Below are 22,713 nucleotides of genomic sequence, written 5' to 3'. Positions count from 1 at the left end.
AATACCAATAAGGGCGCATGGTAGGGCCCGATAGCCGGACGGTCTATGGCATACACTCCGACCTTGTTGATCAATCGTCCGGATTTTCGACATGCTGACTCCCCTGCCCGACGTGCACGACCTTGTCAGCGAGCTGCTGCTCGGCATGCGGCTGAGCGGCGTCCAGTACCGCCGTATCCATGTGGCGCGGCCCTTCGGGCTGAGCTTTGGCAAGGCGCCGGGGCGTGCGCAGTTTCACTTCGTGGGGCGCGGGCCGGTGCTGCTGCGCGACGCGTCGGGGGCGACGATGCGGCTGGAAGCGGGCGATGCGGTGTTGCTGCCGCAGGGCACCCCGCACGCGTTGCTGTCCGATCCGGATGCGCCGTGCCGCGAGATCGCCGGCTTTGAATCCGCGAAGATCTGCGACACGGTGGCGTCGGTTGGCGCCGGGGCGGAAGCGGCCCCGGGCGATGCGCTCATTTTCAGCGCCTGCATGGAGCTGGATCTGGGCGGCATGCAGCCCTTGGTGGGCACGATGCCGGAGTTCATGCACGTCGGCACCTTGCTCGCGCGCTACCCGGAAATCCGCCCGATGCTCGACGCGATGGAGCGCGAATCGTGCTCGGAGCGCGCAGGTTTTGCGGGCATCCTCGCGCGGCTGGCGGACGTGGTGGCCGCCTTCATCGTGCGCGGCTGGGTGGAATGCGGCTGCGGCGACGCCACGGGCTGGGTGCAGGCGCTGCGCGAGCCGAAACTCGGTCCGGCGATCGTCGCCCTGCATCGTGACCCGGGGCGCAACTGGAGCGTCGCGGAGCTGGCAGCGCAAGCCGGGGTCTCGCGCTCGGTGTTTGCCGAGCGCTTCCTGGCGGCGACCGGAATGACGCCCGTGCGCTATCTGACCGAGCTGCGGATGCGGCTCGCCGCACAATGGATCACGCGTGACCGCGAGGCGATCGAAGCCGTCGCGTACCGGCTCGGCTATGGGTCGCTCGCTGCGTTCAGCCGCGCGTTCAAGCGGGTGGTCGGACGGCCGCCGGGGGCCATGCGCGCGGAGGGTGCCGAAGCCGACGCGTGACGGTCAGCGATGACGATAGCGCTGCGCCGCGTGCCGAATCTCCTTGCTGAATTCCGCGCAGGCATGCGTCATCAGGTCCGCCGATCGGTAGACCATGTAGACGCTGAAGTCGGGTAGTTCGTCTTCCATGGGGAGCACCTCCAGCGCGCCCGAAATCGTACGCAGCGGCCCCAGTGTGTTGGTGAAGACAAAATCCGACCACATGCTCACCAGGTCCGTCTTGGTAGCCAGTTGCAGGCCGAGCAAGTTGGAGCCGCTCTGCACGATCCGGTGCGGGATTTCCAGCCGGTGCAGCCGCATTAGGCTTGCCATCGGGCTGCCAGGGTCATCCAGCGGGTCCAGCACCAGCCAGTCGGCATCCAGGAGCGAGCGCAGCTTGCGCGTGCGCCGTAGCGGATGACCGGGGCGCACCGCCAAGCGCATCGGCACGGAGAATAACGGCTCCCACTGGAAGCTGCTCGTGCCGGGCCCGCTGTTGGTTGAGATCAATCCCAGATCGATGCGGCCTTCGCGCAGACCTTCAAGAATCTGCTGCGAGCGCTGTTCGAAACCGCGCAACGCCACATTGGGAAAGCGCGTGCGGAATGCCGCCATGGCATCCGGTAGCGGGCCGCTGGAGGCGACGGCGGTAAAGCCGATGTTCAGTTCGGCCTCTGCGTGGCCGCGAATGGCTTCGATGTCTTCCAGCGCGTGACGCAGTTCCTGCTCGACCACGCTGGCCCGTTTGACGAGCGCCATCCCATACGCCGTCAGGCTCACGCCGCGCACCGAACGCGACAGCAGCGTGACGCCGAGCTCCCGTTCCAGTTCCGCAATCGCCTTGGACAACGCCGGCTGCGAGATATGCAACCCGCGCGAGGCCTCGTGAATGCTGCCGTGCTGTGCCACGGCAAGCAGGATGCGCAACTGGTGCAGCTTCACCTCGCTCTCCTCCTCGCTCATTGCACACGGTTGGGTGTGCGTCTCGCCTCACGCCTTCACGGGCTTTCCCTGATAGCGGATATATGCCGGTTATGACGGTGATTCTATTTGGTTATCGAGATGAATATTTGCGATTTTTTCAGCGCCCGTGTTCCCTGAATACTGCAAGCACCCAAGGCTCAGAGAAGCCCTTTCCAACATCGTGGACGGAGACCCCATGAACGACGCCACCTTGCAGACTACGGCCCTGCCCGCCTCGGCCGTTGCTGCGCCCAAGCCCGCCGGCCAGGCGCGATTGATCGCCGCGTGCTCGATCGGCAATGCGCTGGAGATGTACGACTTCACGGTCTACAGCTTCTTCGCGCTGATGATCGGCAAGCTGTTTTTTCCGTCAGACAGCGCGTACGGCTCGTTGCTGCTCGCGGTGGCGACGTTCGGCATCGGCTTTGTGATGCGGCCGCTGGGCGGTTTCGTCATCGGCAACTACGCAGACCGCCACGGACGCAAGGCCGCGATGACGCTGACAATCGGGCTGATGGTCATCGGCACGCTGTGCCTGGCGGTTGCGCCGACATACGCCACCGCAGGCCTGCTCGGCCCGCTGGTGATCCTTGCCGGGCGGTTGCTGCAGGGCTTCTCGCTGGGCGGTGAAATCGGCGCGTCGACGGCGATGCTGATGGAGTCCGGCGGTATCCGCGGGCGCGGTTTTCGCGTGAGCTGGCAGTTGGGCAGCCAGGGCATTGCAGCGCTGTGCGGCGCGCTGACTGCGGCCGTTCTGTACGGCAGCCTGTCGCCGGAAGCGCTGCAGAGCTGGGGCTGGCGTGTGCCGTTCTTCCTTGGCCTGCTGATTGCGCCGGTGGGCCTGTATATCCGCTCGCACCTGGATGAAACGCACACCGCCGAGGCGCATGCGCCGAGCCCGCTCGGCACCTTGTTCCGAGATCACGGCGGGCTGGTCATCAAGGGCGTGCTCACGATCATCGGCGGGACAGTCGGCACGTATCTGGTCATCTACTTCATGCCGACCTACATGATCCGCGAGCTGCATCTGCCGGCTTCGCTGTCGCTGCTGGCCGGTTGCGTGACGGGGCTGACGAGCTTCGGCGCGTCGCTCCTCTCCGGTTGGCTGGCCGACCGTCTACCGCGCCGCAAGCCGCTGGTGGTGGGTGCGACGCTGGTCACCGTGGCGGCGCTCTATCCGGCCTTCTGGCTGATGACGCATTACCCGAGCGTGCCGCTGGTGCTGGCACTGTCGGCGTTGCTCACCGGCACGCTGTACCTGGGCACCACGCCCATGCTGCTCATGATGATGGAGCTGCTGCCCATCAAGGTGCGCGCCAGCGGCCTGTCGGTCATCTACGCGATCGGCGTCACGGTGTTTGGCGGCTCGTGCCAGTTTGTCGTGACGTGGCTGCTGGCCCGCACCGGCAATCCGCTCTCCCCTGCCTTTTACATGATGGCGTGCAGCGCCATCACGCTGCTGACCGTGCTGAGCCTGCGCGAAGCGCGCGAAACCGATTGACCCCGGATTCCCATCTCCAACCTCCAACCCCCGGAGCCCCGACATGACGAAAGCCCCCACGCTCACGCCGTTCCAACTGTTGCCGCATCTCCTGCCGCCCGTCCATATCGATGCAGAAACGTTCGTCAACATCCGCCGTCAGATCCACGCGCAGCCCGAACTCGGTTTCGAGGTGGGCGCCACCAGCACGTTGGTGGCCGATCTGCTCAAGAGTTGGGGTTACGAGGTGCACACGGGCATCGGCAAGAGCGGCGTGGTGGGCCAACTGAAGCTGGGCAACGGCACGCGCCGCCTTGGCATTCGCGCGGACATGGACGCCCTGCCCATTGTTGAAGCGACCGGCCTGCCTTACGCCAGCCGCAACCACGGCAAGATGCATGCGTGCGGCCACGACGGGCACACCGCCATCCTGCTCGCCGCAGCCAAGGCGCTGGCCGAGAGCCGCGATTTTGATGGCACGCTGAACCTCATCTTCCAGCCCGATGAAGAAAACCTGTGCGGTGCGCGCGCCATGATCGAAGACGGCCTCTTCGAGCGCTTCCCCTGCGATGCCGTCTACGCCTTGCACAATATGCCGGGCGTGCCGGCGGGCAGCTTCCGCGTGCTGCCAGGGCCGGTGAGCCTGTCTTCCGACGTGGCCGACGTCACCATCAAGGGCATGGGCGGACACGGTGCGATGCCGCATCGCGCGCGGGATCCGATTGCCGCGTCGGCCGCCATCATCACCGCGTTGCAAACCGTGGTCGCACGCAATGTCGCGCCTGACGACACGGCGGTGGTGTCGGTCGGTTTCATTCGCGGCGGTGCAACGCACAACGTGATTCCCGAATCGGTGACGATCGGCCTGAATGTGCGCGCAGCGCGGCCGGAAACGCGTGCGCTGGTGGAAATCCGCATTCGCGAGATTGTCAGCCTCACCGCACAGGCCCATGGCGTCGAGGCGCAGATCGACTATCGTCAATTGACGCCGCCCATGGTCAATACCGAGGCCGAGACGCAACTGGCGCAGCGGGTATGTACCGAACTGGTAGGCGCGGCCAACGTCGTCACCCAGGCGCCCAAGGGGCTCAACGGCAGCGAAGACTTTGCCTGGATGCTCAATGAAGTGCCGGGCTGCTACCTGATCCTCGGCAATGGCGAAGGCGAATTCGGCGGCTGCATGGTGCACAACCCCGGCTACGACTTCAACGACCAGGTGTTGCCGTTGGGCGCAGCCGCCTGGGTGCGTCTGGCGCAAACCTACCTGAGCGCCGCGTGAAGTGAACTTCGAGTCAAGCAATGCAAGCGAATCCGAGCCAAGCTGCAACACCTGCGGCCGCCAACGAAGAGATCGTCCAATGGAGCGCGATCGAACTGTCCCGGCGTATCCACGCGCGCGATGTGTCGTGCGTGGAAGTCATGGAAGCGTTCCTTGCGCAGATCGATCGTCATAACCCGACGGTCAATGCCGTCGTGGCCCGCATCGATGCCGAATCCGCCATCGACCAGGCACGCGAGCGGGATGTGCTGCTGTCGCAAGGTTTGTCCGGCGGCTGGATGCATGGCTTTCCGCAAGCGCCCAAGGATCTTGCGGCCACCGCAGGCATGGTGACGGCGATGGGCAGTCTCGCCATGGCGCGCAATGTGCCGACGCATGACAGCATCGTCGTCGAGCGCATTCGCCGGCAAGGCACGGTGCTGATCGGCAAGACGAATACGCCTGAGTTCGGGCTCGGCTCGCACACCTACAACCGCGTGTACGGCACTACGCGCAACGCCTGGAACCCCGAGCGCTCGGCCGGCGGCAGCAGCGGTGGCACGGCCGCCGCGCTGGCGCTGAACATGCTGCCCGTGGCCGACGGCAGCGACATGATGGGCTCGCTGCGCAACCCCGCCGCCTGGAACAACATCTACGGCCTGCGTCCAAGCCTCGGTCGCGTGCCTTACGGACCGACCGGCGACGTGTTCTTCCAGCAGTTGGGCACTGAAGGCCCCATGGCGCGCAATCCGCACGACCTCGCGTGGCTGCTCGCCACGCAGGCCGGCTACGACCCGCGTGCGCCGCTGTCGCTGAGTGACGATCCGGCGTGCTTCATGCAGCCGCTGCACCGGGATTTCCGGCAGGCCCGCATTGGCTGGTTGGGAGATTTCGGTGGCTACCTTGCCGTCGACCGCGAAGTGCTGGCCGTCAACGAGCACGCGCTCGATACGTTCGATACGCTGGGCTGTCATGTCGAAACCGTACGGCCCTTCTTCGCCATGGATGCGCTGTGGGAATGCTGGTGCACGCTGCGCGCGCTGAGTGTGTCCGGCAACCTCGGGCTGCTGTACGCCAACGCCGCCACGCGCGATTTGCTCAAGCCCGAAGCCATCTGGGAGATCGAGCATGGACGCAGCCGCACCGCCATCGACATCAACCGAGCCATCGCCACACGGGCAAGCTGGTACCAGGCGCTGCTGCGGCAGTTTGCGCACTACGATTTCCTCGTCCTGCCTTGCACGCAGGTTGCGCCCTTCACCGCCGAAGAGCACTGGCCCAAGGCCGTAGCAGGCCGCGCGATGGACACATACCACCGCTGGATGGAAGTCGTGATTGGCGCCACGCTGGCGGGCGTGCCGGCCGCGAGCCTGCCGTCGGGCTTGACCGCCGATGGCCTGCCGCTGGGCCTGCAGGTGATTGCGCCGCCCCGGTCGGAGTTTGCGTTGCTGCAGCTTGCGGCCGCGTGGCACGAAGCGTTCGCGCCGGCACGTGCCGCGTCGCCGCTATTGGGCTGAGCGATGCACACGTACCGTGTTTTCCCGGCACGCGCATAGCCAATCCCACACCGCGCGCACGGCAGCGTCTTCAAGCCGCGCAGATGGCGCCACGGCCCAGAACGCATAGCGCTGAATGACCGGCGCTGCGAAAGGCTGGACGAGCGTGCCCGCCTCCAGCGCATCGCGCACCAGCGGCAGGTTCGCCAGGATCACGCCTTGCCCCGCCATTGCCGCCGACATGGCATGCCCGTCGTCGGACAGCACGATGCCCGTGTCGTGCCTGAGCGTGTGCTCGATACCTGCCGCGCGCGCCCACATCGGCCAGGCAATCGGCTGCGGCAGCGTGCGCTGCCACTCGGAGTGAATAAGCGGCACGCGCGCCAGATCGTCGTGCGACCGCACGTTCAGGCCCGGGTGGCAGACCGGCGCATAGGCGTCGCCAAAGAGCCGCTCGGTGACGAGTCCATTCCCCGTGACGGGCGTATCGCCATAGCGCACGGCAAGGTCTGCGCTGCCGCCATGCAGGTCGACCACGGTGTCGGACGCATGAATGCGCAGATCCACCTCCGGATGCTGCGTAGCAAATTCACCCAGCCGAGGCACCAGCCAGCGCGCAGCAACCCCCATCGGTGCCGTGAGCGTCACGCGCTGACGCCCCGGTTGCGCTTGGGAGCTACGAATGGCATCGATGGCCTGCGCAAACGCATCAAAGCCGGTGTTGAGCATCGGATACAGCTGCTGGCCGGCATGAACAAGCGCCTCGTCATCCTCAGCGCACGCGGCGATTTCGGTTACGGCCCCGGCCAGCACATTGCCCACCTGAACCACGTCGAGGCCGGCGTCGCCACGGCATTCGGCTACATCGGCGTCACGGATGTGGCATCCGTCGCGATCGAATACGACGAATTTGCCGACAAGCGGTTACGCGCGTCCATCGCATCGGCGGAAAGCGAGGCCGATGCGCTGGTCGCCCGTCTGGCGGCCGCCGTGGAAGCGGCCTAGTCGATCAGCCGGCCGTCCGGCTCAAAAAACGGATGCGGGCCATCGAATTGCCCCACGTAGGCGAGATGGCTCACCAAGCCTTGCCCCGGCACCCACGCATGGACCTTGTAGGCCGGTGGCTCCATGACAAAACCGGGCGCAGCATCAGGGTCCAGATCCAGTGCGACCTGGTGTGCCGGCGATGGGCAAGTGGACGCCACCGTGCCCGCAAAACGCACGTCGATGGAGCGATGCAGGTGCCCGCAGATGATGCGCTCGACGTTGCCGGCGGCACGCACGATCTGCGCGAAGGCCGGGATATCTTCTTCGGCGAGCGATTGCACGTCCATGTGGCCGATGCCGGTGGCAAATGGCGGATGGTGCATGGCGATGACGGTCGGGCGTTGCGTTTCGCATGCCAGCGCTTCGGCCACCCAATCAAGGCGCGGTAAGCCCAGACGGCCGCCCGGATGTCCGGTGTCCAGCGTGTCGATCACGATCAGGCGCACGTCGCCAATGTCGGTCCAGTACTGGAATGCACTCGTGTCCTGCGCGGCGGCCGGAATTGGCGCGAGCCAATCGGCAAAGGCTTCGCGTGCGGCATCACGGCCATCGTGGTTGCCGAGCACCGGCAGCATGCGGATGCCTGCCGCATCGAGCGGCGCCAGCACCGCACGCAGGTGGGCGTATTCCTCGGGCGCGCCGGCGTCGACCAGATCGCCGGTCAGGACGATAGCGTCTGGTTTCTCGGGCTGTGCCAGGATATGTGCCACGCAGCGTGACAAATAGGCCGCCGAATCTACGCGCCGATAAGCCAGTCGCCCCGGGCGCTTGATATGAAGGTCTGTCAGTTGCAGGAAGTGCATCGGCATCAGGCTTGCAAGGACAAGAGGCGGTCTGCTGGGATATCGAAGCCGACCGCATGGCCCAGCGCAAACTGCTGGCGGCCGGGCACATCGATGAACAACGGCGTGGCTGACACGCCCGCCACGCGCACGCGGGTGCGGAAGCCGAGAAACACCGCCGACTCGACCGTGCCCTTCAGCGCCGCCTGGGACGGGTCGGCCAGCACGGCATCTTCGGGACGGAAGAAGACCGCATTGCCGTCGCCGTCCGGCACGCGCACGCTGCCGCCCGCGCAGACGAACGTGCCATCCTGCCGCGTGCCGTCGAGCCGGTTCATGATGCCGATGAAATCCGCCACGTGCCGGTTGGCCGGCTGGAAGTAGATTTCGCGCGGCGTGCCGATCTGCGCAATGCGGCCGGCTTCCATGACGACAATGCGATCGGCCAGCGCCATCGCCTCTTCCTGGTCGTGCGTGACGTAGATGGTCGTGATGCCGAGACTGCGCAGTAGGCGGTCCATCTCTGCACGCACGGACTCGCGCAGCTTGGCGTCGAGCGCCGTTAGCGGTTCGTCGAGCAGCAGCACGCGCGGCTCGGGCGCCAATGCGCGCGCCAGTGCCACGCGTTGGCGCTGACCGCCGGAGAGCTGATCGACACCGCGGTCCGCGTACGGAGTGAGTTGCATCATCTCCAGCAGCATGTTTGCCCGGGCGCTGATCTGTGTGTCGGACAAACCGTTCTGCCGGCGCTGGATGCGCAGGCCGTATTCCACATTGCCTCGCACGCTCAGGTTGGGGAACAGCGCGTAGTTCTGGAACACCATGCCGACGCGGCGGCGCTCGATCGGGCGCGCGGTCACGTCTTCATCGCCGAAGTGCACGGTGCCGCCGGCGTCCGGCGCCTCCAGCCCGGCGACGACGCGCAGCGTGGTGGTCTTGCCGCAGCCCGAGGGGCCGAGCAGCACGACGGTCTCGCCGGCGGCGATGTCGAGGTCCATCGACTCCAGCACGCGCTGGCCGCCGAAGTGTTTTCCGCAGCCACGCAGCCGGATGGGCACGGGCGCGAGATGTAGGGATTCGGTACTCATCGGGAAGCCTTTCCGTTGTTCACCCGCAGGCCGCCAAAGCGCTGCATCAGCACCAGCAGCGGCACGATCATGACGAAGAAGATCAGCGTGTAGGCGCTGGCAATTTCCAGCCGCATCGACGCATAGGTGTCGGCCAGGCCGACCGGCAGGGTCTTGGTTTCTGGCGTGTGCAGCATCCAGGTGAGGTTGAACTCGCCCACCGAGAGCGTCACCACCGTCAGCGCGCCGGCCAGGATGCCGGGTTGCACGTTGGGCAGCACGATGGTGCGAAAGCGCTGCCAGAACGACGCGCCCAGGCTGGCAGCGCCCTCTTCCAGCGTCTTCAGGTTCTGGCCTGCCGCCACGGCGGCAACCGAGCGCACCATGAACGGCAGCGTAAACACCACATGGCCGACGACGATGAACCAAAGGCTCTCGCGAAAGCCGCCAAAGCCGCCGTACGCCACGATCAAGCCCAGCGCCGTCGCCAAGCCGGGCAGCGCCACGGGCAGCGTCAGGAATTCTTCGATCAGGCGGCTCGCACGGCTCTGGCGCCGCGCCAGTACATAGCCTGCCGGCACGCCGGCCGCGAGCACGATCACCAGCGTGCACAGCGCCACCAGCAGCGACATCCAGATCGACGCGTGATACATCTCCCAGACTTGGGCGACCCAATCCAGCGTCCAACCGCTCTTGAAGCCGCGGATGTAGTTGCGCGTCAGGCCCACGGCCATCGACAGCACGACGGGCACGATCAGGAACAGGCACAGCAGCAGCGTGATGAGCCACTGCGAAAGAGAAAGCACGCGTTTCATGCTGCGGCCCCACTTGGGCTACCACTCGCGGTGCGCGCAATCGCCAGCACCAGCCACGTCACCACGCCCAGCACCACCGACAGCGCTGCCGCCATCGCAATGCCCGCGTTGAGCGTGAACTCGGTATAGATCGTCATCGGCAAGACGTCGATATCGGTGGCGAGCGTGAAGGCGGTGCCGAATGCGCCCATCGACGTGGCAAAGCAGATCGCGCCGGAGGCGATCAGCGCAGGCGCCAGCCCCGGCACCAGCACATCGCGCGTCACCTGCCACGACGATGCGCCCAGCGAGCGCGCCGCTTCTTCCAGTGAGCGATCGAGCTTTTCCGCCGCCGCCATCACCGTCAGCACCACGCGCGGGATCGAGAAATACAGGTAGCCGAGAAACAACCCGCCGATGGAATAGGCGAACACCCATTTCTCACCGATGAGCTTGTGCGTGACGTCGCCCAGCAGTCCCTGGCGCCCCGCCAGCAGGATCACCATGAAGCCGACCACCACACCAGGAAACGCCAGCGGAAACGTCAGCATGGCGGTAATCATTTGCTTTCCCGGTACGTTGTGGCGCACCAGAAACAGCCCGGCGATGGTCGAGAGGACGAGCGTCGCCAGCGTGACTGCCGCCGACAGCATTACCGTCGAAAACAGGCTGCTGAGGTAGCGAGACGTGGTCAGCGCTGCGGTGTAGGTGGCAATCACGCCCTCGCTGCCGCTGACACGCAGCAGCGCGGCCATCGGCAGCAGCCAGAACGCGCAGAACAGCGCAACGGCCGGTGCCAGCAACGCCACCCGCCACCGTGCTGGCAATACCGCATCGTCGGGCAAGGTGGTTCGGGTGACGGTGCTCATGCTCAGCGGACCTCGTTCAGGTAGCGCGTGCCAAATGCCTGCTGGCCGGCTGCCATCTTGTTGAAGTCGACCGTCTTTGCACGGGCGTATTCGCTGGCCGGCAGGAAGCGCGAGGCGGCTTCCTTGCTCATGGCGCTGGCGCGCACCGGGCGCAGGTAGGCGTTGGCCCACAGCGTCTGGCCTTCGTCCGACAGGACAAAATCGAGCACCTTCTTGGCGTTCTCGGCATGCGGCGCGCCAGCTGTCAGGCTCATCACGTACGGCACGGCAATCGTGCCTTCCTGCGGGATCACGAATTCCACGTTCGCGTGATCCTTGTACTTGGCACGGTAAGCGTTGAAGTCGTAGTCGAGCAGGATCGGGATTTCACCGGCCACGACGCGCGCGTAGGCGGTCTGCTTCGGCACGATCGGCGCGTTCTTCTTCAACTGCTTGAACCACTCGATGGCCGGGCCGAAGTTGTCCAGCGAGCCGCCCAGCGCCTGGTTGACCGCCACGGCGCCCACATAGCCGACGAAGGCGCTGCTCGGGTCGAGGTAGCCGACCATGCCCTTGTATTCGGGCTTGAGGAGATCTTTCCAGGAACGCGGCACCGGCTTGCCTTCCAGTGCGTCCTTGTTGACGAAGAAGCCCAGCGTGCCGGAATGGATCGAGAAGAATGCGCCGTCCGGGTCTTTCATGCCGGCCGGAATGTCTTCCCAATGCTTGGGCTTGTAGTTGGCGACCAGGCCCTTTTCCTTGGCCTGATACGCAGACGTGATGCCGAGGTATGCCACGTCGGCCACAGGGTGCGATTTCTCCGCCAGCATCTGCGCGATGGCCTGGCCGGAGTTCTTGTTGTCGAACGGCACGGTAATGCCGGTCTTTTCCTTGATGGCCTTGATCTGGCTGGCCCAGTCGGCCCATTCGGGCGGGCAGTTGTAGCAGATGGCGACCTGCTGGCCCGCGGGCTGTGCCTGCACCGGCGCAGCCAGGGCGATGGCGCCGGCAGCCACGAGGCCGCACGCGCGCAGCCATTGAACGAGACGTTTCATCGAGACGCTCCTTGCGTATCAGACGTGAGGGAAGAAACAACGGAGAGAGACGTTTCAGCCGGCGCTCGGGCCAGCGTGCCGCCCGCCAGCAGGCGGTGCGGCAAGGTAATCGAGGGGACCACCTCGCCGGCGATGCGGCGAGCCAGCGCCGTGGCCGCATCGGTGCCGATCCGGCGGTGCGGCTGCGCCACGGTGGCCAGCGTGGGCGAGAGCCACTGCCCTATCGCCAGGCCATCAAAGCCGACCACGCTCACGTCTTCGGGCACGCGCAGGCCCATCTCGCGCAGCGAGCGGATGGTGAGCAGCGCGAGGCGGTCGTTGCTGCAGAAAATGGCGGTCGGGCGCGGCGGTGCGAGCAGCCGGGCCAACTCGGCGGGCAGCATGGCATCGGCATTGAAGTCAATTTCGACGGGCGGCTGCGGCGCAATGCCGGCCGCCTCCAGCGCTTCGCGGTAGCCGTCGTGGCGCAGGGCCGCACGGTCCGAGGCCGCCAGCGTGCCGGTAAGCATACGGATCTGTCGGTGCCCTTGCGCCAGCAACGCGCGGATGGCGTCGCGCGCAGCGGCCCGGTTGTCGACCGTCACGCAGCAGCGCGCCGGAATGCGTGCCTGGCCGACCGTATCGTTGTAGACCAGCACATAAGGCACATGCTCGGCGTCCAGTCGATCGAGATGCGGATTGGCGGCTGCATCGGCCACGGTCAGGATCAGACCGTCGACACGTTGCTCGAGCATGGTCTCGATGGCGCGGGCCTCGCGCTCGCGGTCGTAGGCGGTCGTCATGAGCATCACACGCTGGCCGGTGATGGATGCGGCTTCCTCGATGCCCTGCATGCACTCGGCAAACACGGGGTTGGCGAGCGACGGCAGCACCACGCCAAGCAAGCCCGTGCGCTCGGCGCGCAACTGGCGGCCCAGCGCGTTCGGGCGATAGTGCAGCGCATCCATGGCCGCCTGCACTCGGGCCAGCGTCGAGGCACTCACCCGCTCCGGCGTATTGACCGCCCGCGACACGGTGGCAATCGAAATGCCGGCGTGCGTCGCCACGTCCTTGATGCTGCTGCCCACTACGCGCCCCTGGAAGGTGTAAACGTTTACATCCTAGGTGCGCGCAGTGACTGTTTCATGACAATCGATGCTGCGGTGCAGCCATCATCGCAACGCAGCATCGCCAGCGTTGCGCATGGCAAAGTTACAAAGCTCGCATATGCTTCTTACGAACATGGGCAAGCTGGGGGCGCCAATGCGCGCGCAGCGGCATGGCCCACTTGCTGCTGTGCTGTCCTCGCTGCCTGCTCTGGAGACCCCATGCGCGTATCGCCTGTATTTGATGTGCCGACCACCGCCCTGCCCGCGCTGATGCAGCACTACGGCATGGTGCGAGCGCAATCCCTGGCCTTGACGGCGCAGTTGTCCGACGCCGATGCCACCGTCCAGTCCATGGACGACGCCAGCCCCGCCAAATGGCACCTGGCCCATACGACGTGGTTCTTCGAGGAGTTCATCCTTGGCCCCAACGCGCCGGACTATCGCTCACCCGATGCGCGCTACCGGTACCTGTTCAATTCGTACTACGAAACGGTCGGTGCGCGGCACCCGCGCCCGCGCCGGGGCATGCTCACGCGCCCCACGCTCGACGAGGTGCGCGCCTACCGCGCCCATGTCGATGCGGCCATGCAGCGCTTGCTGGCCGGCGGCGTATCGGACGATCTTGCCCGTCTGGTGACCCTCGGCCTGCACCACGAACAGCAGCACCAGGAGTTGCTGCTGACCGATCTTCTCCACCTGTTTGCGCAGAACCCGCTGTGCCCGGCCTATGCCCAAGCGCCCGTAGCACGCGTGCACGCGGCCCCGGTGCAACAGGGTTGGGTCAGCTTCCAGGGCGGTGCCGTGCAGATCGGCAGAACCGATACGGGAACCGATACTGATTTCATGTTCGACTGCGAAGGCCCGCGTCACACCGTGTGGCTGGAGGCGTATGCGCTGGCCACGCACCCTGTCACCAACCGCGAGTGGCTCGCCTTCATGCAGGACGGCGGCTATTGCCAGCCAACGTTGTGGCTGGCCGACGGCTGGGCGTGGGTGCAGCGGGAAGGCATTGACGCCCCGCTCTACTGGCGCGCCGGCATGGATGAGGCTGAAGGCTGGCAGCAGATGTCGCTGCACGGCCTGCAGCCGGTAGATCTGGACGCGCCGGTCACGCACGTCAGCTTTTACGAGGCCGATGCCTACGCCCGCTGGGCCGGCGCACGCCTGCCGACGGAAGCCGAATGGGAGCACGCCGCCGAAGGCCTGCCCGTGCAAGGCAACTTCGCCGGCCGCGGCGCGCTACGCCCGCTTCCCGACCACGGCATCGCCCAGGCCGGCAGCCTGCGTCAATTGTTCGGTGATGTGTGGGAATGGACCGCCAGCCCTTATGGCCCGTATCCGGGCTTCGAGCCGGCCGAGGGCGCCGTGGGCGAATACAACGGCAAGTTCATGTGCAGCCAGATGGTGCTGCGCGGTGGATCGTGCGTGTCGCCCGAGGGGCATCTGCGGGCGACGTATCGCAACTTCTTCTATCCGCACCAACGGTGGCAGTTCACCGGAGTGCGGCTGGCGCGGCGGGCGTGAAGCGCATCACGCCCGGCACCGGCGCTGACGTGCCGGGCCGTTCGGGCCGCGTCTAGCGGTTGCTGTCAAACAGCATGTTGGTGGGCGTGCCGATCGTATCCCGGCCGGCCGGGCTAGGCGCTCCGGCGTCGCGTTTAGCGGGCGCCATCGGCGTCGGCACATCCGGCGCTGCAGCCTTGAGAGGCGGCGAGACTGCGGCTGCAGGGACCGGCGCCGAAGCAGGCTTGCCGGATTGCTCCGCCAGCTTGCGCCGGCGCGATTCCAGCCCCGCAGCAATCTCATCCTGGTGATACCGCTTGGCGAAGTCGATCACGTCCATCTTCTGCTGATTGCGCAGGTTCATGTCGGCGCCCTCGTCCAGCAGGAGCTTGACGGTGGTGATGTGCCCGCCCATGACGGCCATCATCAGCGGCGTGGTCGCGTTGGGGCTTTCGGCATCGATATAGGCCGCGTGGTCGAGCAGGTATTTGACGATGTCGTCATACCCGTTGGTGGCGGCGTAATGCAGCGCGGTCCAGCCGGTCTTGTTGACCTCCACGTCGTACGTTTCCACCATCAGCTTCACCATGGGCAGCAGGCCCTGGTACGCGGCCATCATCAGCGCGTTTTCACCTGCGGCATTGGTGCGCTCGAAATCGATGTTCTTGGCGCGGATGAGCGCCTCGGCCACCTCGATGTTCTTCTCCTTGAGCGCATCCACCAGCAGCGGCGTGCCATCGCGGGTCTTCAGGTTGGGGTCGACGCCCTGCGCGACATACTTCTGCACCAGCGCCGGGCGGTTGTATTCGACGGCGTTGCGCAGATCGTCCTGCGGCGTGGCGAATGCGGCACCCGACAACGCCATGGTCAGCGCACCAGCCAGTGCGATTTTTTTCATCGCTTGCTTCAAGTTATCGCGGTATCGCATTGAATAGATTGAAGAAGTTCTCGGTGGTGGCGCTGGCAATCCGCTCGAGTGGTTCGCCGCGCAGCGTAGCCAGGAATTCGCCCACGTGCCGCACATACGCCGGCTCGTTCGTCTTGCCTCGGAACGGCACCGGCGCCAGGTACGGCGAGTCGGTCTCGATCAGCATGCGGTCCAGCGGCACCTTCCTGGCGGTTTCCTGCAGGTCCACCGCGTTCTTGAACGTCACGATGCCCGAGAAGGAGATATAGAAACCCAGGTCCAGCGCGGCCTTGGCCACGTCCCAGGTCTCTGTAAAGCAGTGCATGACGCCGCGCGCAGCCTCGGCGCCTTCCTCGCGCATGATCGCCAGCGTGTCGTCGGCCGACGAGCGCGTGTGGATCACCAGCGGCTTGCCGGTCTGCTTCGACGCGCGAATATGCGTACGAAAGCGATCGCGCTGCCATTCCATGTCGGCCACGGTACGGTCGCCCAGGCGGTAGTAGTCGAGCCCGGTTTCACCGATGCCGACCACGCGCGGATGATCGGCCAGCGTCAGCAGGCGCTCGAGCGTGGGCTCTTCAATGGATCTGCCTTCTTCGACGTCGGCCTCAGCGTCGGGATGCACGCCCACGGTGGCGTACACGTTGGGCTCCTGCTCGGCAATCTCCAGCACACTCGGAAAATCCTCCAGCGTGACGGAAATGCAGAGTGCGTGCGTGACGCGGTTCTCCCGCATGCGCGTCAGCAGCTCAGGCAGGCGCGCGCGCAAGTCGGGGAAATTGATATGACAGTGGGAATCGACAAACATCGAATAATCAGAAAGTTACGGCGTAAACTTCGTGCGCCGTATCAGGAAAAAATCAAAGTGTTTGGGTGGGACGCTGCGAATTGATCTGTTTGCCCAGCACCTCTTCGATCACACGGCGCAGCACGCGGCACTGCTCATCTTCGCCAAGGTGCACGCCAATGCCCGGCGTCTTGGCCGGCGTGCCCACCGGCGTGATCCAGGCTACCTTGCCGGCCACCTGATACTTCTGCGGGCGGTCCAGCAGCGACAGCACAAGGAAGACCTCCTCGCCAATCCGGTAAGGGCGCTGTGTCGGCACGAAGATGCCGCCGTTCTTCAGGAACGGCATGTAGGCGGCGTGCAGGCCAGCTTCATCCTTGATGGCCAGCGAGACGATGCCCGGACGGGTCGGTGCGCCTGAAGCCGTGCCGGGTGCAGCGGGGGTACCAGGGGTGACGGGAGTGCCGGGCGTACGAAGAGGTGCAGTGCTCACAGGGTGTCCACAGAGTGCAAACGTTCAGGTGCGGGTTCGGGTTCAGGCAGACGGAAAGAGCTGCCGGTAATCCAGCAAAAGGCTTTCGATGACGAGCCGCGCGGCCAGCGGATGCTGCTCGGAGCGGCGCCGCTGGGGCAAGGCACGCGCAAAACGTTCCAGGCGGTCCAGCGGAATGGTATTCGCGCAACGTTGCAGCACATCGCGCTGCGCCGGAAAGTAGCGCGGACGCCCCGCCAAGCGTGCCGCCATCAAGTCAAAGACCCATCGGTGCATGGTACTGAGAACGGCCGGGACCGACAATTTTTGTAAATGGTCGGCCGTAGCCAGTGCATCGAGCTTTGCGCCCTGGCCGAGCTGTTCAAGCAGGAATTGCAGCAGCGGACGGTCTTCGGACTCGGCGGCGGCCAGCGCGGCCAGCGGCGCATTGCCGAACTCCGCCAGCAGGCTTTGCGCGTGCGGCACGCCTTGCTGTTCCAGCCATTGGCGCGCGGCCTCGGGCTGCGGCGGCTGCAGCGGAAACTGCCTGCAGCGCGACAGAATGGTCGGCAGGATACGGTCGATACGATCCGTCACCAGCAGGAAGACGGTGTGCTGCGGCGGCTCTTCCAGCGTCTTGAGCAACGCGTTGGCGCCTTCGGTCTGCAACGCGTCGAGCGGATACAGCACCACCACCCGCAACCCGGCCCGGTGCGTGCCCACCCCCACCGCCTCGATCAGGTTGCGCACCTGTTCCATACGGATGATCTTGCTGGGCGCCTTCTTTTTGCCGTCGGCGTCCTTCTCCGTCTCGGGCGCGTCTTCCATCGCTTCAGGGCGCACGAGGTGGAAGTCCGGGTGGTTGCCCTGCGCAAACCAGTTGCAGGCCGCGCATGTGCCGCAGGGCTGGCCGTCGGCCGCCGGCGTATCGCACAGCAGGCTTTGCGCGAAGTGCATGGCGAAATCGCGCTTGCCGGTGCCGGCCTGGCCGTTGAGCAGAATCGCGTGCGGCAGCTTGGCCCGCATGGCTTGCAGGCGGGACCAATCAGCGAATTGCCAAGGATAAAGCATCATGAATCAATGGGTTGCGTCAGATTATTGATGCGAAAACTTGCCGTGGAACCATTATTTCCGTATCCGAAATTGCCTGCAAAATCAGAGCGTTGCAAGCAGATTCTCCAAGTCTTTCTGGATATCACTGCGCTCGCGGTTGGCGTTGAGCACGACAAATCGATCCGGTTCGGCTGCCGCGCGGCGCAGGTATTCGGCGCGCGTGCGCAGGAAGAACTGCGCTGATTCGGCCTCGAACTTGTCCGGCGTGCGGGCATCGGCCAGGCGCGCGGCGGCAATTTCAGGCGCCAGATCGAAGAGGATGGTCTTGGTCGGCTGCAGGCCCTGCTGTACCCAGTGCTCCAGCGCTTCCAGCCGGTCGATTGCCAGGCCCCTGCCCCCGCCCTGATAGGCGAACGTGGCATCGGTGAAGCGGTCCGAGATGACCCAATCGCCGGCGTCCAGCGCGGGCTGAATCACCTCGGCAATGTGCTCGCGGCGGCTCGCGAACATCAGCAGCGCTTCGGTTTCCAGGTGCATGCGTTCGTGCAGCAACACTTCGCGCAGTCGCTCGCCCAGCGGCGTGCCGCCCGGCTCGCGGGTGACGACCACCTTTTTGCCCAGGGGCGCGAGCTTCGCCTGCAGTTGCTGTGCAAACCACGCCAGGTGCGTGCTCTTGCCCGCGCCGTCGATCCCTTCGAATGTGATGAACTTGCCGGTCATGGTTGGCCGCGCTGATATTTGTTGACGGCCCGGTTGTGGTCCGTCAGGTTGGTCGAAAACTGGCTGCTGCCGTCGCCGCGCGCCACGAAATACAGCGCGTCGGACGGTGCCGGGTTCAGTGCCGCCTGCAGCGACGCCATGCCCGGCAGCGCGATTGGCGTGGGCGGCAGGCCGGTGCGCGTGTAGGTGTTGTACGGCGTGTCGGTCTGCAGGTCGCGCTTGCGCAAATTGCCGTCAAAGCCGGCACCGATGCCGTAGATGACCGTCGGGTCGGTCTGCAGCAGCATGTTCTTGCGCAGGCGGTTGACGAACACGGCGGCAATCATCGGCCGTTCCAGCTTCTGGCCGGTCTCCTTTTCGATGATAGAGGCCATGGTCAGCGCTTCGTACGGCGTCTTGTACGGCAGATCCAGTGAGCGCTTGGCCCAGGCATCGTTCAGGCGCTTCTGCATGGCTTGGTACGCGTGACGGTACAGCTCCACATCGCTGCTACCCCGTGCAAAGAGGTAGGTGTCGGGAAAGAAGAGGCCTTCCGGGTTGGCTTCGGGCGCGCCGATCTTGCGCATCAGGTCTGCATCGGACATGCCGGCCGTGTCGTGCTTGAGCGCAGGCTCTGCGTCCACCACCGCCCGCATCTGCCGCATCGACCAGCCCTCGATGACGGTGACCACGTAATGCGTGACGTCGCCGCGCGCTATCTTGTCCAAGATGGACATGGGCGTCGCGCCGGTTTCCAGCGCATAGCCGCCGGCTTTCAGGCTCTTGGCGTTGCCTGTCGCGCGCGCCACCAGCGAGAACAACTGCGGTTGCACGCCCACACCGGCGCTCGCAAGCTGCTTGCCGACCGAGATCACGCTCGAGTTCGGTTTGATCACCACCTCCAGCGGCGACGCCGCCAGGCTCACCGGTTGCTGGGCCCACCACACCACGCCGCCTGCCGCCGCCAGCACAATCAGGATGGCCAGCAGGACCAAGCGTTTGAGAAAAGAGAGCATTCTGTTGCGAATCTGTGTGAGGAACCGGCCGACACCGGCGATTTCCGCACTCTTGAAATGGATAGACAGGGCACAAGCTGCCCTTCAGACAGCCCAATATAATACCGGGTCAATCTCAGGCCGCCCCGCACCATGAATGATGTCTTCCACGATTTTGTCGATACGCTGAGCTTTCCTCCGCTCGACGTGCAATTTGATGCCGCCACGCGCGGCAGCGTGCTGTGTGCGCCGACCGATCTGGCGCGCATCGCTGTCGAAGGCGCCGATGCCGCCGAGTTCCTCCATAACCAACTCACCAACGCCGTGACCGGCCTGGGCCTGAACCAGGCGCGACTGGCGGGCTATTGCTCGCCCAAAGGACGGCTGCTTGCCACCCTGCTGGTATGGCGCCAGGCCGATACGATCGTGCTGCAGACAGACAAGCTGATCGCGCCCGCGTTGACCAAGCGCCTGTCGATGTTCGTGCTGCGCGCCAAGGCCAAGCTGCGCCCGATGGACGAGTTCATCGCCATCGGCGTCGCCGGGCCTGACGCGGCGGAAGCGCTGCGCGAGGCTGGTGCCGTGCTGCCTGAACCCGATACCGTCAACGCGGTGGCGCAGCAGCCTGCCACGGTCGGCCAGCAATTCGGCGCCGTCGTCCGCCTGCCGGATGCCGGCGGCCGCCCGCGCTATCAATGGATGGTGCATGCCGAGCACTTCCAGGACGCCTGGAAGACGCTGTCGTCGCGGCTGTCGCTGGTCGGCACCGAGGTGTGGGATTGGCTGAGCCTGCAGGCAGGTGTGCCGCACATCACCCTGCCCACACAGGAGCAGTTCGTCCCGCAGATGGTGAACCTGGAACTGCTGGGCGGCGTCGATTTCCGCAAGGGTTGTTACCCGGGGCAGGAAATCGTGGCACGCAGCCAGTATCGCGGCACGCTCAAGCGGCGCATGCAGCGCGCGCACGTCAATGCCCCCACGTCGGCCGGCGCCGAGGTCTACAGCGCAGCCGATCCGAACCAACCGTGCGGCATGGTGGTCAATGCAGCCATGGCGCCGGATGGCGGGACCGATCTACTCGTCGAGTTGAAGCTGGACGCCCTCGACACCGTCATCCACCTGGCCACGCCGGACGGCCCGATGCTGACGCTGCAAGAACTGCCGTACGTCATTCCCGCTTCAGAAAACGCCTGATACCGCCCCCACCATGGCCGACCACCTGTTCGTCTACTTCCGCGTCGCCGAGCGTGACGCTGCCAATGCCCTGCCACGCTGGCAGCGTTGGCTCGATACCGTGGAAGAGGCGACCGGTGTGGCCGGCGCGTTGATGCGCCGGCCCGAAACGCGCGACGGCAAGGCCACATGGATGGAGTCCTACGACGACGTCCCGCCTGCGTTTGCGGCCACGCTGGCGGCCCTGTGGGAAACCGGCGGCCCGCGTGAATTCGTCGCGGGTGAACGCCATGCAGAGCTGTTTGTCGATCTGGAAAACAGCTGACGGCGTCCTGCCGCAATCGACATCGCAAAAATCCGGCAGGCTGCTATGCTTGGCCGAAGCCCGCGCGACACAGGTCGTCACATTGACCATTGGCCGTTCGTTGCGCGGCACGTTCAAAGGAAGTGCCCATGTGTTTGATTCTCACGGCCTGGCACGCCCACCCCGCCTACGCGCTGGTGGTGGCCGCCAACCGGGACGAATTCTATGATCGCCCTGCCGCGCCGCTGGCGTGGTGGAGCGACGCGCCCAATGTGCTGGCCGGGCGTGACATGGCCCAGGTGGTCGGTCACGCAGGCACGTGGATGGGCATGACGCGTGACGGCCGCTTTGCCGCGCTGACAAACTACCGCGCGCCGTCCGAGCGCCGGCCCGATGCACGCTCGCGCGGGGAACTCGTCTCGAATTTCCTGATGGCGGACGACATGTCGGTGCCCGCCTATCTCGATAGCCTCGCCGCACGCGACCGTGCCTACAACGGCTACAACCTGCTGACCGCCACGCGCGACGAACTCTGGTGGACGAGCAACCGCGCCGAAGCGCCGCGCAAGCTCGCGCCCGGCCTTTACGGGCTGTCCAACGCATTGCTCGATACGCCGTGGTTCAAGGTGCGGCATCGCATGGCTGCCTTTGCCGAAGCGCTGGCCGCAGATACGGGCCGGCACGGCAACGCGCTGGACGTGGCGCGCTATCTCGATCTGCTGTCGGAAGCGCGCGAAGCACCGACCGGCGCTTTGCCCGCCACAGGCGTGGCCCCTGAATGGGAGAAGCTGCTATCCGCCGCCTTCATCCGCTCGCCGCGCTACGGCACGCGTGCCAGCACCATCCTGCGCATCCGCCACGACGGGTGCTTTGACGTGACCGAGCGCCGCTTCGACGCCCAGGGCCAGATTGGCGAAACACGCTATCTCGGCGTGCTCGATACCGTCACGCACGCCGATACCTAGGCGCTGCCCACTCAGGCTGCTTCCTGCTTGGCGCTCGCGGCCTGGTCCACTTCCATTTCGGTGATGGCCGCGCCGCCCGGGCGCAACGCCGACTGTTCGCGCCTTGACTGCACCAGCGGATAGAACATCTGCGCCGTCCAAGGCTCTGCGCCGAACAGCACGTCATCCTGCAAGCCGATCTGCGCGGGATATTTGCGCGTGATATGCGCCGTGCCGAATAGGACATCCCAGAAAAACAGCAGGTTGCCGAAATTGCCCTTGTAGTGGCCGATGCCGTCGGCGTTGGTGAGCGCGTGATGCGCCCAGTGCGTGGCGGGCGTGGAAATCGTCCGCTCGATCACCCACATCAGCGGACGCAGCGCGCGGATGCGGTACAGCGGTGCGTCCCAAGGCCAGGCGCAATGCGCGCCAACAATGACGGTCAGCTTGACGACCAGGTACGCCGCATAGACCGGCCCAAAGCCCAGGTACACCGCCGCACCGCCAATCCATAGGCCCGGCATCATCAGGTAGTAGAAGAAGTTGTTGCGGTACGTAATACGCACGCTCATGTAGGAAGCGCTGTGGTGCGCGCGGTGCAACGGCCACAGCAGCGGCGTGTGTGAAGCACGGTGCCACAGGTATTGCGTGAGGTCGTCGCCGATGAGCAGCAGGCCGGTCATCGCCCACCAGGGCAGATCGGCCCAGGCGTTGTGCTGAGCCGGGATGAGCCATTTGCACAATGCGTTGCTGCCCAGCAGCGCGATCGGTTGGGTGACGGCGACGAGGCTGATGAACATCAGCACCTCCAGCCAGGCATCGTTGGCAGTTGCGCGGCCCCGCACGTTGGCTTGGTAGCGCCGCGTCACGAACTCCATGGCGGCAAATCCCAGGATGCAGGCGACGATCAGCGCGTGCTCCATCTGCGAACTCATTGGTGTCTCCTCGCTTGTTGTGGAGACAAG

At 65.5% G+C, this 22,713-nt stretch carries 24 protein-coding genes; 9 read left to right on the top strand and 15 right to left on the bottom strand.

Translation table 11 applies throughout. From position 1 onward, the window contains the following. Window positions 1-91: 91 nt before the first annotated feature. The gene (locus tag CFE42_RS01015) at window positions 92-1,054 is read left to right on the top strand and encodes an AraC family transcriptional regulator (RefSeq protein ID WP_004626864.1); all 963 of its coding nucleotides are present in this window, start codon (window positions 92-94) and stop codon (window positions 1,052-1,054) included. A 3-nt stretch (window positions 1,055-1,057) separates the two neighbouring features. On the opposite strand, the gene CFE42_RS01010 is transcribed toward CFE42_RS01015, so the two are convergent. Next, on the bottom strand, window positions 1,058-1,975 hold the full coding sequence (locus CFE42_RS01010; protein WP_012761975.1) for a LysR substrate-binding domain-containing protein: 918 nt from the start codon (window positions 1,973-1,975) through the stop codon (window positions 1,058-1,060). Between the two features lie 217 nt (window positions 1,976-2,192). Here CFE42_RS01010 and CFE42_RS01005 point away from each other — a divergent pair, with 217 nt between their 5' ends. The 3 genes from CFE42_RS01005 to CFE42_RS00995 are packed head-to-tail and all read left to right on the top strand — an operon-like array spanning window position 2,193 to window position 6,251. Next, complete coding sequence (locus CFE42_RS01005) at window positions 2,193-3,497, top strand: MFS transporter (RefSeq protein ID WP_004626868.1); 1,305 nt, start codon at window positions 2,193-2,195, stop codon at window positions 3,495-3,497. Between the two features lie 43 nt (window positions 3,498-3,540). Next, on the top strand, window positions 3,541-4,755 hold the full coding sequence (locus tag CFE42_RS01000) for a M20 aminoacylase family protein (protein WP_004626869.1): 1,215 nt from the start codon (window positions 3,541-3,543) through the stop codon (window positions 4,753-4,755). A gap of 20 nt (window positions 4,756-4,775) precedes the next feature. Then, complete coding sequence (locus CFE42_RS00995; protein WP_004626871.1) at window positions 4,776-6,251, top strand: amidase; 1,476 nt, start codon at window positions 4,776-4,778, stop codon at window positions 6,249-6,251. Here the strand turns inward: CFE42_RS00995 and CFE42_RS00990 are convergent. Further along, window positions 6,240-6,959: a LysR substrate-binding domain-containing protein gene (locus CFE42_RS00990; protein ID WP_004626873.1), complete on the bottom strand. Its 720-nt coding sequence runs from the start codon at window positions 6,957-6,959 to the stop codon at window positions 6,240-6,242. The two genes, CFE42_RS00995 and CFE42_RS00990, sit on opposite strands and share 12 nt — an antisense overlap. Window positions 6,960-6,980: 21 nt before the next feature. Here CFE42_RS00990 and CFE42_RS00985 point away from each other — a divergent pair, with 21 nt between their 5' ends. Next, window positions 6,981-7,235 carry an NAD(P)H-dependent oxidoreductase gene (locus CFE42_RS00985; RefSeq protein ID WP_004626876.1) on the top strand — a complete coding sequence of 85 codons (255 nt, stop codon included), beginning with the start codon at window positions 6,981-6,983 and terminating at the stop codon, window positions 7,233-7,235. On the opposite strand, the gene CFE42_RS00980 is transcribed toward CFE42_RS00985, so the two are convergent. From CFE42_RS00980 to CFE42_RS00955, 6 genes are read right to left on the bottom strand one after another with little or no spacing between them, the layout of a single operon-like run. Continuing rightward, the gene (locus tag CFE42_RS00980; protein WP_052035671.1) at window positions 7,232-8,080 is read right to left on the bottom strand and encodes a phosphodiesterase; all 849 of its coding nucleotides are present in this window, start codon (window positions 8,078-8,080) and stop codon (window positions 7,232-7,234) included. The two genes, CFE42_RS00985 and CFE42_RS00980, sit on opposite strands and share 4 nt — an antisense overlap. A 5-nt stretch (window positions 8,081-8,085) precedes the next feature. After that, window positions 8,086-9,147 carry an ABC transporter ATP-binding protein gene (locus CFE42_RS00975; protein WP_004626879.1) on the bottom strand — a complete coding sequence of 354 codons (1,062 nt, stop codon included), beginning with the start codon at window positions 9,145-9,147 and terminating at the stop codon, window positions 8,086-8,088. Beyond that, a complete protein-coding gene (locus CFE42_RS00970; RefSeq protein ID WP_004626882.1) occupies window positions 9,144-9,941 on the bottom strand; it encodes an ABC transporter permease in 798 nt (265 codons plus the stop codon). The genes CFE42_RS00975 and CFE42_RS00970 overlap by 4 nt, the downstream gene beginning before the upstream one ends. Beyond that, window positions 9,938-10,789, bottom strand: coding sequence for an ABC transporter permease (locus CFE42_RS00965; protein WP_004626885.1), 852 nt, complete (start codon window positions 10,787-10,789; stop codon window positions 9,938-9,940). Before CFE42_RS00965 ends, CFE42_RS00970 begins: the two co-directional genes overlap by 4 nt. A gap of 2 nt (window positions 10,790-10,791) precedes the next feature. Further along, a complete protein-coding gene (locus tag CFE42_RS00960) occupies window positions 10,792-11,823 on the bottom strand; it encodes an ABC transporter substrate-binding protein (RefSeq protein WP_004626886.1) in 1,032 nt (343 codons plus the stop codon). After that, a complete protein-coding gene (locus CFE42_RS00955; protein ID WP_004626889.1) occupies window positions 11,820-12,890 on the bottom strand; it encodes a LacI family DNA-binding transcriptional regulator in 1,071 nt (356 codons plus the stop codon). The genes CFE42_RS00960 and CFE42_RS00955 overlap by 4 nt, the downstream gene beginning before the upstream one ends. Window positions 12,891-13,130: 240 nt before the next feature. On the opposite strand from CFE42_RS00955, the gene egtB reads away from it, so the two are divergent. Further along, complete coding sequence (gene egtB / locus CFE42_RS00950; protein WP_004626890.1) at window positions 13,131-14,435, top strand: ergothioneine biosynthesis protein EgtB; 1,305 nt, start codon at window positions 13,131-13,133, stop codon at window positions 14,433-14,435. Between the two features lie 52 nt (window positions 14,436-14,487). Here egtB and CFE42_RS00945 read toward each other — a convergent pair whose 3' ends face one another. From CFE42_RS00945 to mltG, 6 genes are all read right to left on the bottom strand, one after another. Then, a complete protein-coding gene (locus CFE42_RS00945) occupies window positions 14,488-15,342 on the bottom strand; it encodes an ankyrin repeat domain-containing protein (protein WP_004626892.1) in 855 nt (284 codons plus the stop codon). Then, entirely contained in the window at window positions 15,326-16,129 is an 804-nt protein-coding gene (locus CFE42_RS00940) for a TatD family hydrolase (protein ID WP_004626893.1), read from the bottom strand. Before CFE42_RS00940 ends, CFE42_RS00945 begins: the two co-directional genes overlap by 17 nt. Before the next feature lie 52 nt (window positions 16,130-16,181). Beyond that, window positions 16,182-16,601, bottom strand: coding sequence for a PilZ domain-containing protein (locus tag CFE42_RS00935; RefSeq protein ID WP_004626896.1), 420 nt, complete (start codon window positions 16,599-16,601; stop codon window positions 16,182-16,184). Window positions 16,602-16,643: 42 nt separating this feature from the next. Then, window positions 16,644-17,654: a DNA polymerase III subunit delta' gene (locus CFE42_RS00930; RefSeq protein WP_004626897.1), complete on the bottom strand. Its 1,011-nt coding sequence runs from the start codon at window positions 17,652-17,654 to the stop codon at window positions 16,644-16,646. 81 nt (window positions 17,655-17,735) lie between these two features. Further along, a complete protein-coding gene (tmk, locus tag CFE42_RS00925; protein WP_004626900.1) occupies window positions 17,736-18,353 on the bottom strand; it encodes a dTMP kinase in 618 nt (205 codons plus the stop codon). Then, window positions 18,350-19,348 carry an endolytic transglycosylase MltG gene (mltG, locus tag CFE42_RS00920; RefSeq protein WP_004626901.1) on the bottom strand — a complete coding sequence of 333 codons (999 nt, stop codon included), beginning with the start codon at window positions 19,346-19,348 and terminating at the stop codon, window positions 18,350-18,352. The genes tmk and mltG overlap by 4 nt, the downstream gene beginning before the upstream one ends. A gap of 132 nt (window positions 19,349-19,480) precedes the next feature. Here mltG and CFE42_RS00915 point away from each other — a divergent pair, with 132 nt between their 5' ends. From CFE42_RS00915 to CFE42_RS00905, 3 genes are all read left to right on the top strand, one after another. Then, the gene (locus tag CFE42_RS00915; protein ID WP_004626904.1) at window positions 19,481-20,521 is read left to right on the top strand and encodes a folate-binding protein YgfZ; all 1,041 of its coding nucleotides are present in this window, start codon (window positions 19,481-19,483) and stop codon (window positions 20,519-20,521) included. A gap of 13 nt (window positions 20,522-20,534) precedes the next feature. Further along, window positions 20,535-20,825: a DUF4936 family protein gene (locus CFE42_RS00910; RefSeq protein WP_004626906.1), complete on the top strand. Its 291-nt coding sequence runs from the start codon at window positions 20,535-20,537 to the stop codon at window positions 20,823-20,825. Between the two features lie 128 nt (window positions 20,826-20,953). Then, on the top strand, window positions 20,954-21,769 hold the full coding sequence (locus CFE42_RS00905; protein WP_004626909.1) for an NRDE family protein: 816 nt from the start codon (window positions 20,954-20,956) through the stop codon (window positions 21,767-21,769). 11 nt (window positions 21,770-21,780) lie between these two features. On the opposite strand, the gene CFE42_RS00900 is transcribed toward CFE42_RS00905, so the two are convergent. Then, window positions 21,781-22,683, bottom strand: coding sequence for a sterol desaturase family protein (locus CFE42_RS00900; protein ID WP_004626910.1), 903 nt, complete (start codon window positions 22,681-22,683; stop codon window positions 21,781-21,783). Between the last annotated feature and the right edge of the window lie 30 nt (window positions 22,684-22,713).

The sequence above is a fragment of the Ralstonia sp. PBBBR1 genome, assembly GCF_002256165.1.
Lineage (GTDB): Bacteria > Pseudomonadota > Gammaproteobacteria > Burkholderiales > Burkholderiaceae > Ralstonia > Ralstonia thomasii.
This window is presented reverse-complemented; position numbering and strand designations above follow the sequence as displayed.

Coding starts and splice junctions, on each gene's coding strand:
- CFE42_RS01015 (WP_004626864.1), top strand. CDS start 92: ATGCTGACTCCCCTGCCCGACGTGCACGACCTTGTCAGCGAGCTGCTG.
- CFE42_RS01005 (WP_004626868.1), top strand. CDS start 2,193: ATGAACGACGCCACCTTGCAGACTACGGCCCTGCCCGCCTCGGCCGTT.
- CFE42_RS01000 (WP_004626869.1), top strand. CDS start 3,541: ATGACGAAAGCCCCCACGCTCACGCCGTTCCAACTGTTGCCGCATCTC.
- CFE42_RS00995 (WP_004626871.1), top strand. CDS start 4,776: ATGCAAGCGAATCCGAGCCAAGCTGCAACACCTGCGGCCGCCAACGAA.
- CFE42_RS00990 (WP_004626873.1), bottom strand. CDS start 6,959: ATGCTCAACACCGGCTTTGATGCGTTTGCGCAGGCCATCGATGCCATT.
- CFE42_RS00985 (WP_004626876.1), top strand. CDS start 6,981: ATGAACAAGCGCCTCGTCATCCTCAGCGCACGCGGCGATTTCGGTTAC.
- CFE42_RS00980 (WP_052035671.1), bottom strand. CDS start 8,080: ATGCACTTCCTGCAACTGACAGACCTTCATATCAAGCGCCCGGGGCGA.
- CFE42_RS00975 (WP_004626879.1), bottom strand. CDS start 9,147: ATGAGTACCGAATCCCTACATCTCGCGCCCGTGCCCATCCGGCTGCGT.
- CFE42_RS00970 (WP_004626882.1), bottom strand. CDS start 9,941: ATGAAACGCGTGCTTTCTCTTTCGCAGTGGCTCATCACGCTGCTGCTG.
- CFE42_RS00965 (WP_004626885.1), bottom strand. CDS start 10,789: ATGAGCACCGTCACCCGAACCACCTTGCCCGACGATGCGGTATTGCCA.
- CFE42_RS00960 (WP_004626886.1), bottom strand. CDS start 11,823: ATGAAACGTCTCGTTCAATGGCTGCGCGCGTGCGGCCTCGTGGCTGCC.
- egtB (WP_004626890.1), top strand. CDS start 13,131: ATGCGCGTATCGCCTGTATTTGATGTGCCGACCACCGCCCTGCCCGCG.
- CFE42_RS00945 (WP_004626892.1), bottom strand. CDS start 15,342: ATGCGATACCGCGATAACTTGAAGCAAGCGATGAAAAAAATCGCACTG.
- CFE42_RS00940 (WP_004626893.1), bottom strand. CDS start 16,129: ATGTTTGTCGATTCCCACTGTCATATCAATTTCCCCGACTTGCGCGCG.
- CFE42_RS00930 (WP_004626897.1), bottom strand. CDS start 17,654: ATGATGCTTTATCCTTGGCAATTCGCTGATTGGTCCCGCCTGCAAGCC.
- tmk (WP_004626900.1), bottom strand. CDS start 18,353: ATGACCGGCAAGTTCATCACATTCGAAGGGATCGACGGCGCGGGCAAG.
- mltG (WP_004626901.1), bottom strand. CDS start 19,348: ATGCTCTCTTTTCTCAAACGCTTGGTCCTGCTGGCCATCCTGATTGTG.
- CFE42_RS00915 (WP_004626904.1), top strand. CDS start 19,481: ATGAATGATGTCTTCCACGATTTTGTCGATACGCTGAGCTTTCCTCCG.
- CFE42_RS00910 (WP_004626906.1), top strand. CDS start 20,535: ATGGCCGACCACCTGTTCGTCTACTTCCGCGTCGCCGAGCGTGACGCT.
- CFE42_RS00905 (WP_004626909.1), top strand. CDS start 20,954: ATGTGTTTGATTCTCACGGCCTGGCACGCCCACCCCGCCTACGCGCTG.
- CFE42_RS00900 (WP_004626910.1), bottom strand. CDS start 22,683: ATGAGTTCGCAGATGGAGCACGCGCTGATCGTCGCCTGCATCCTGGGA.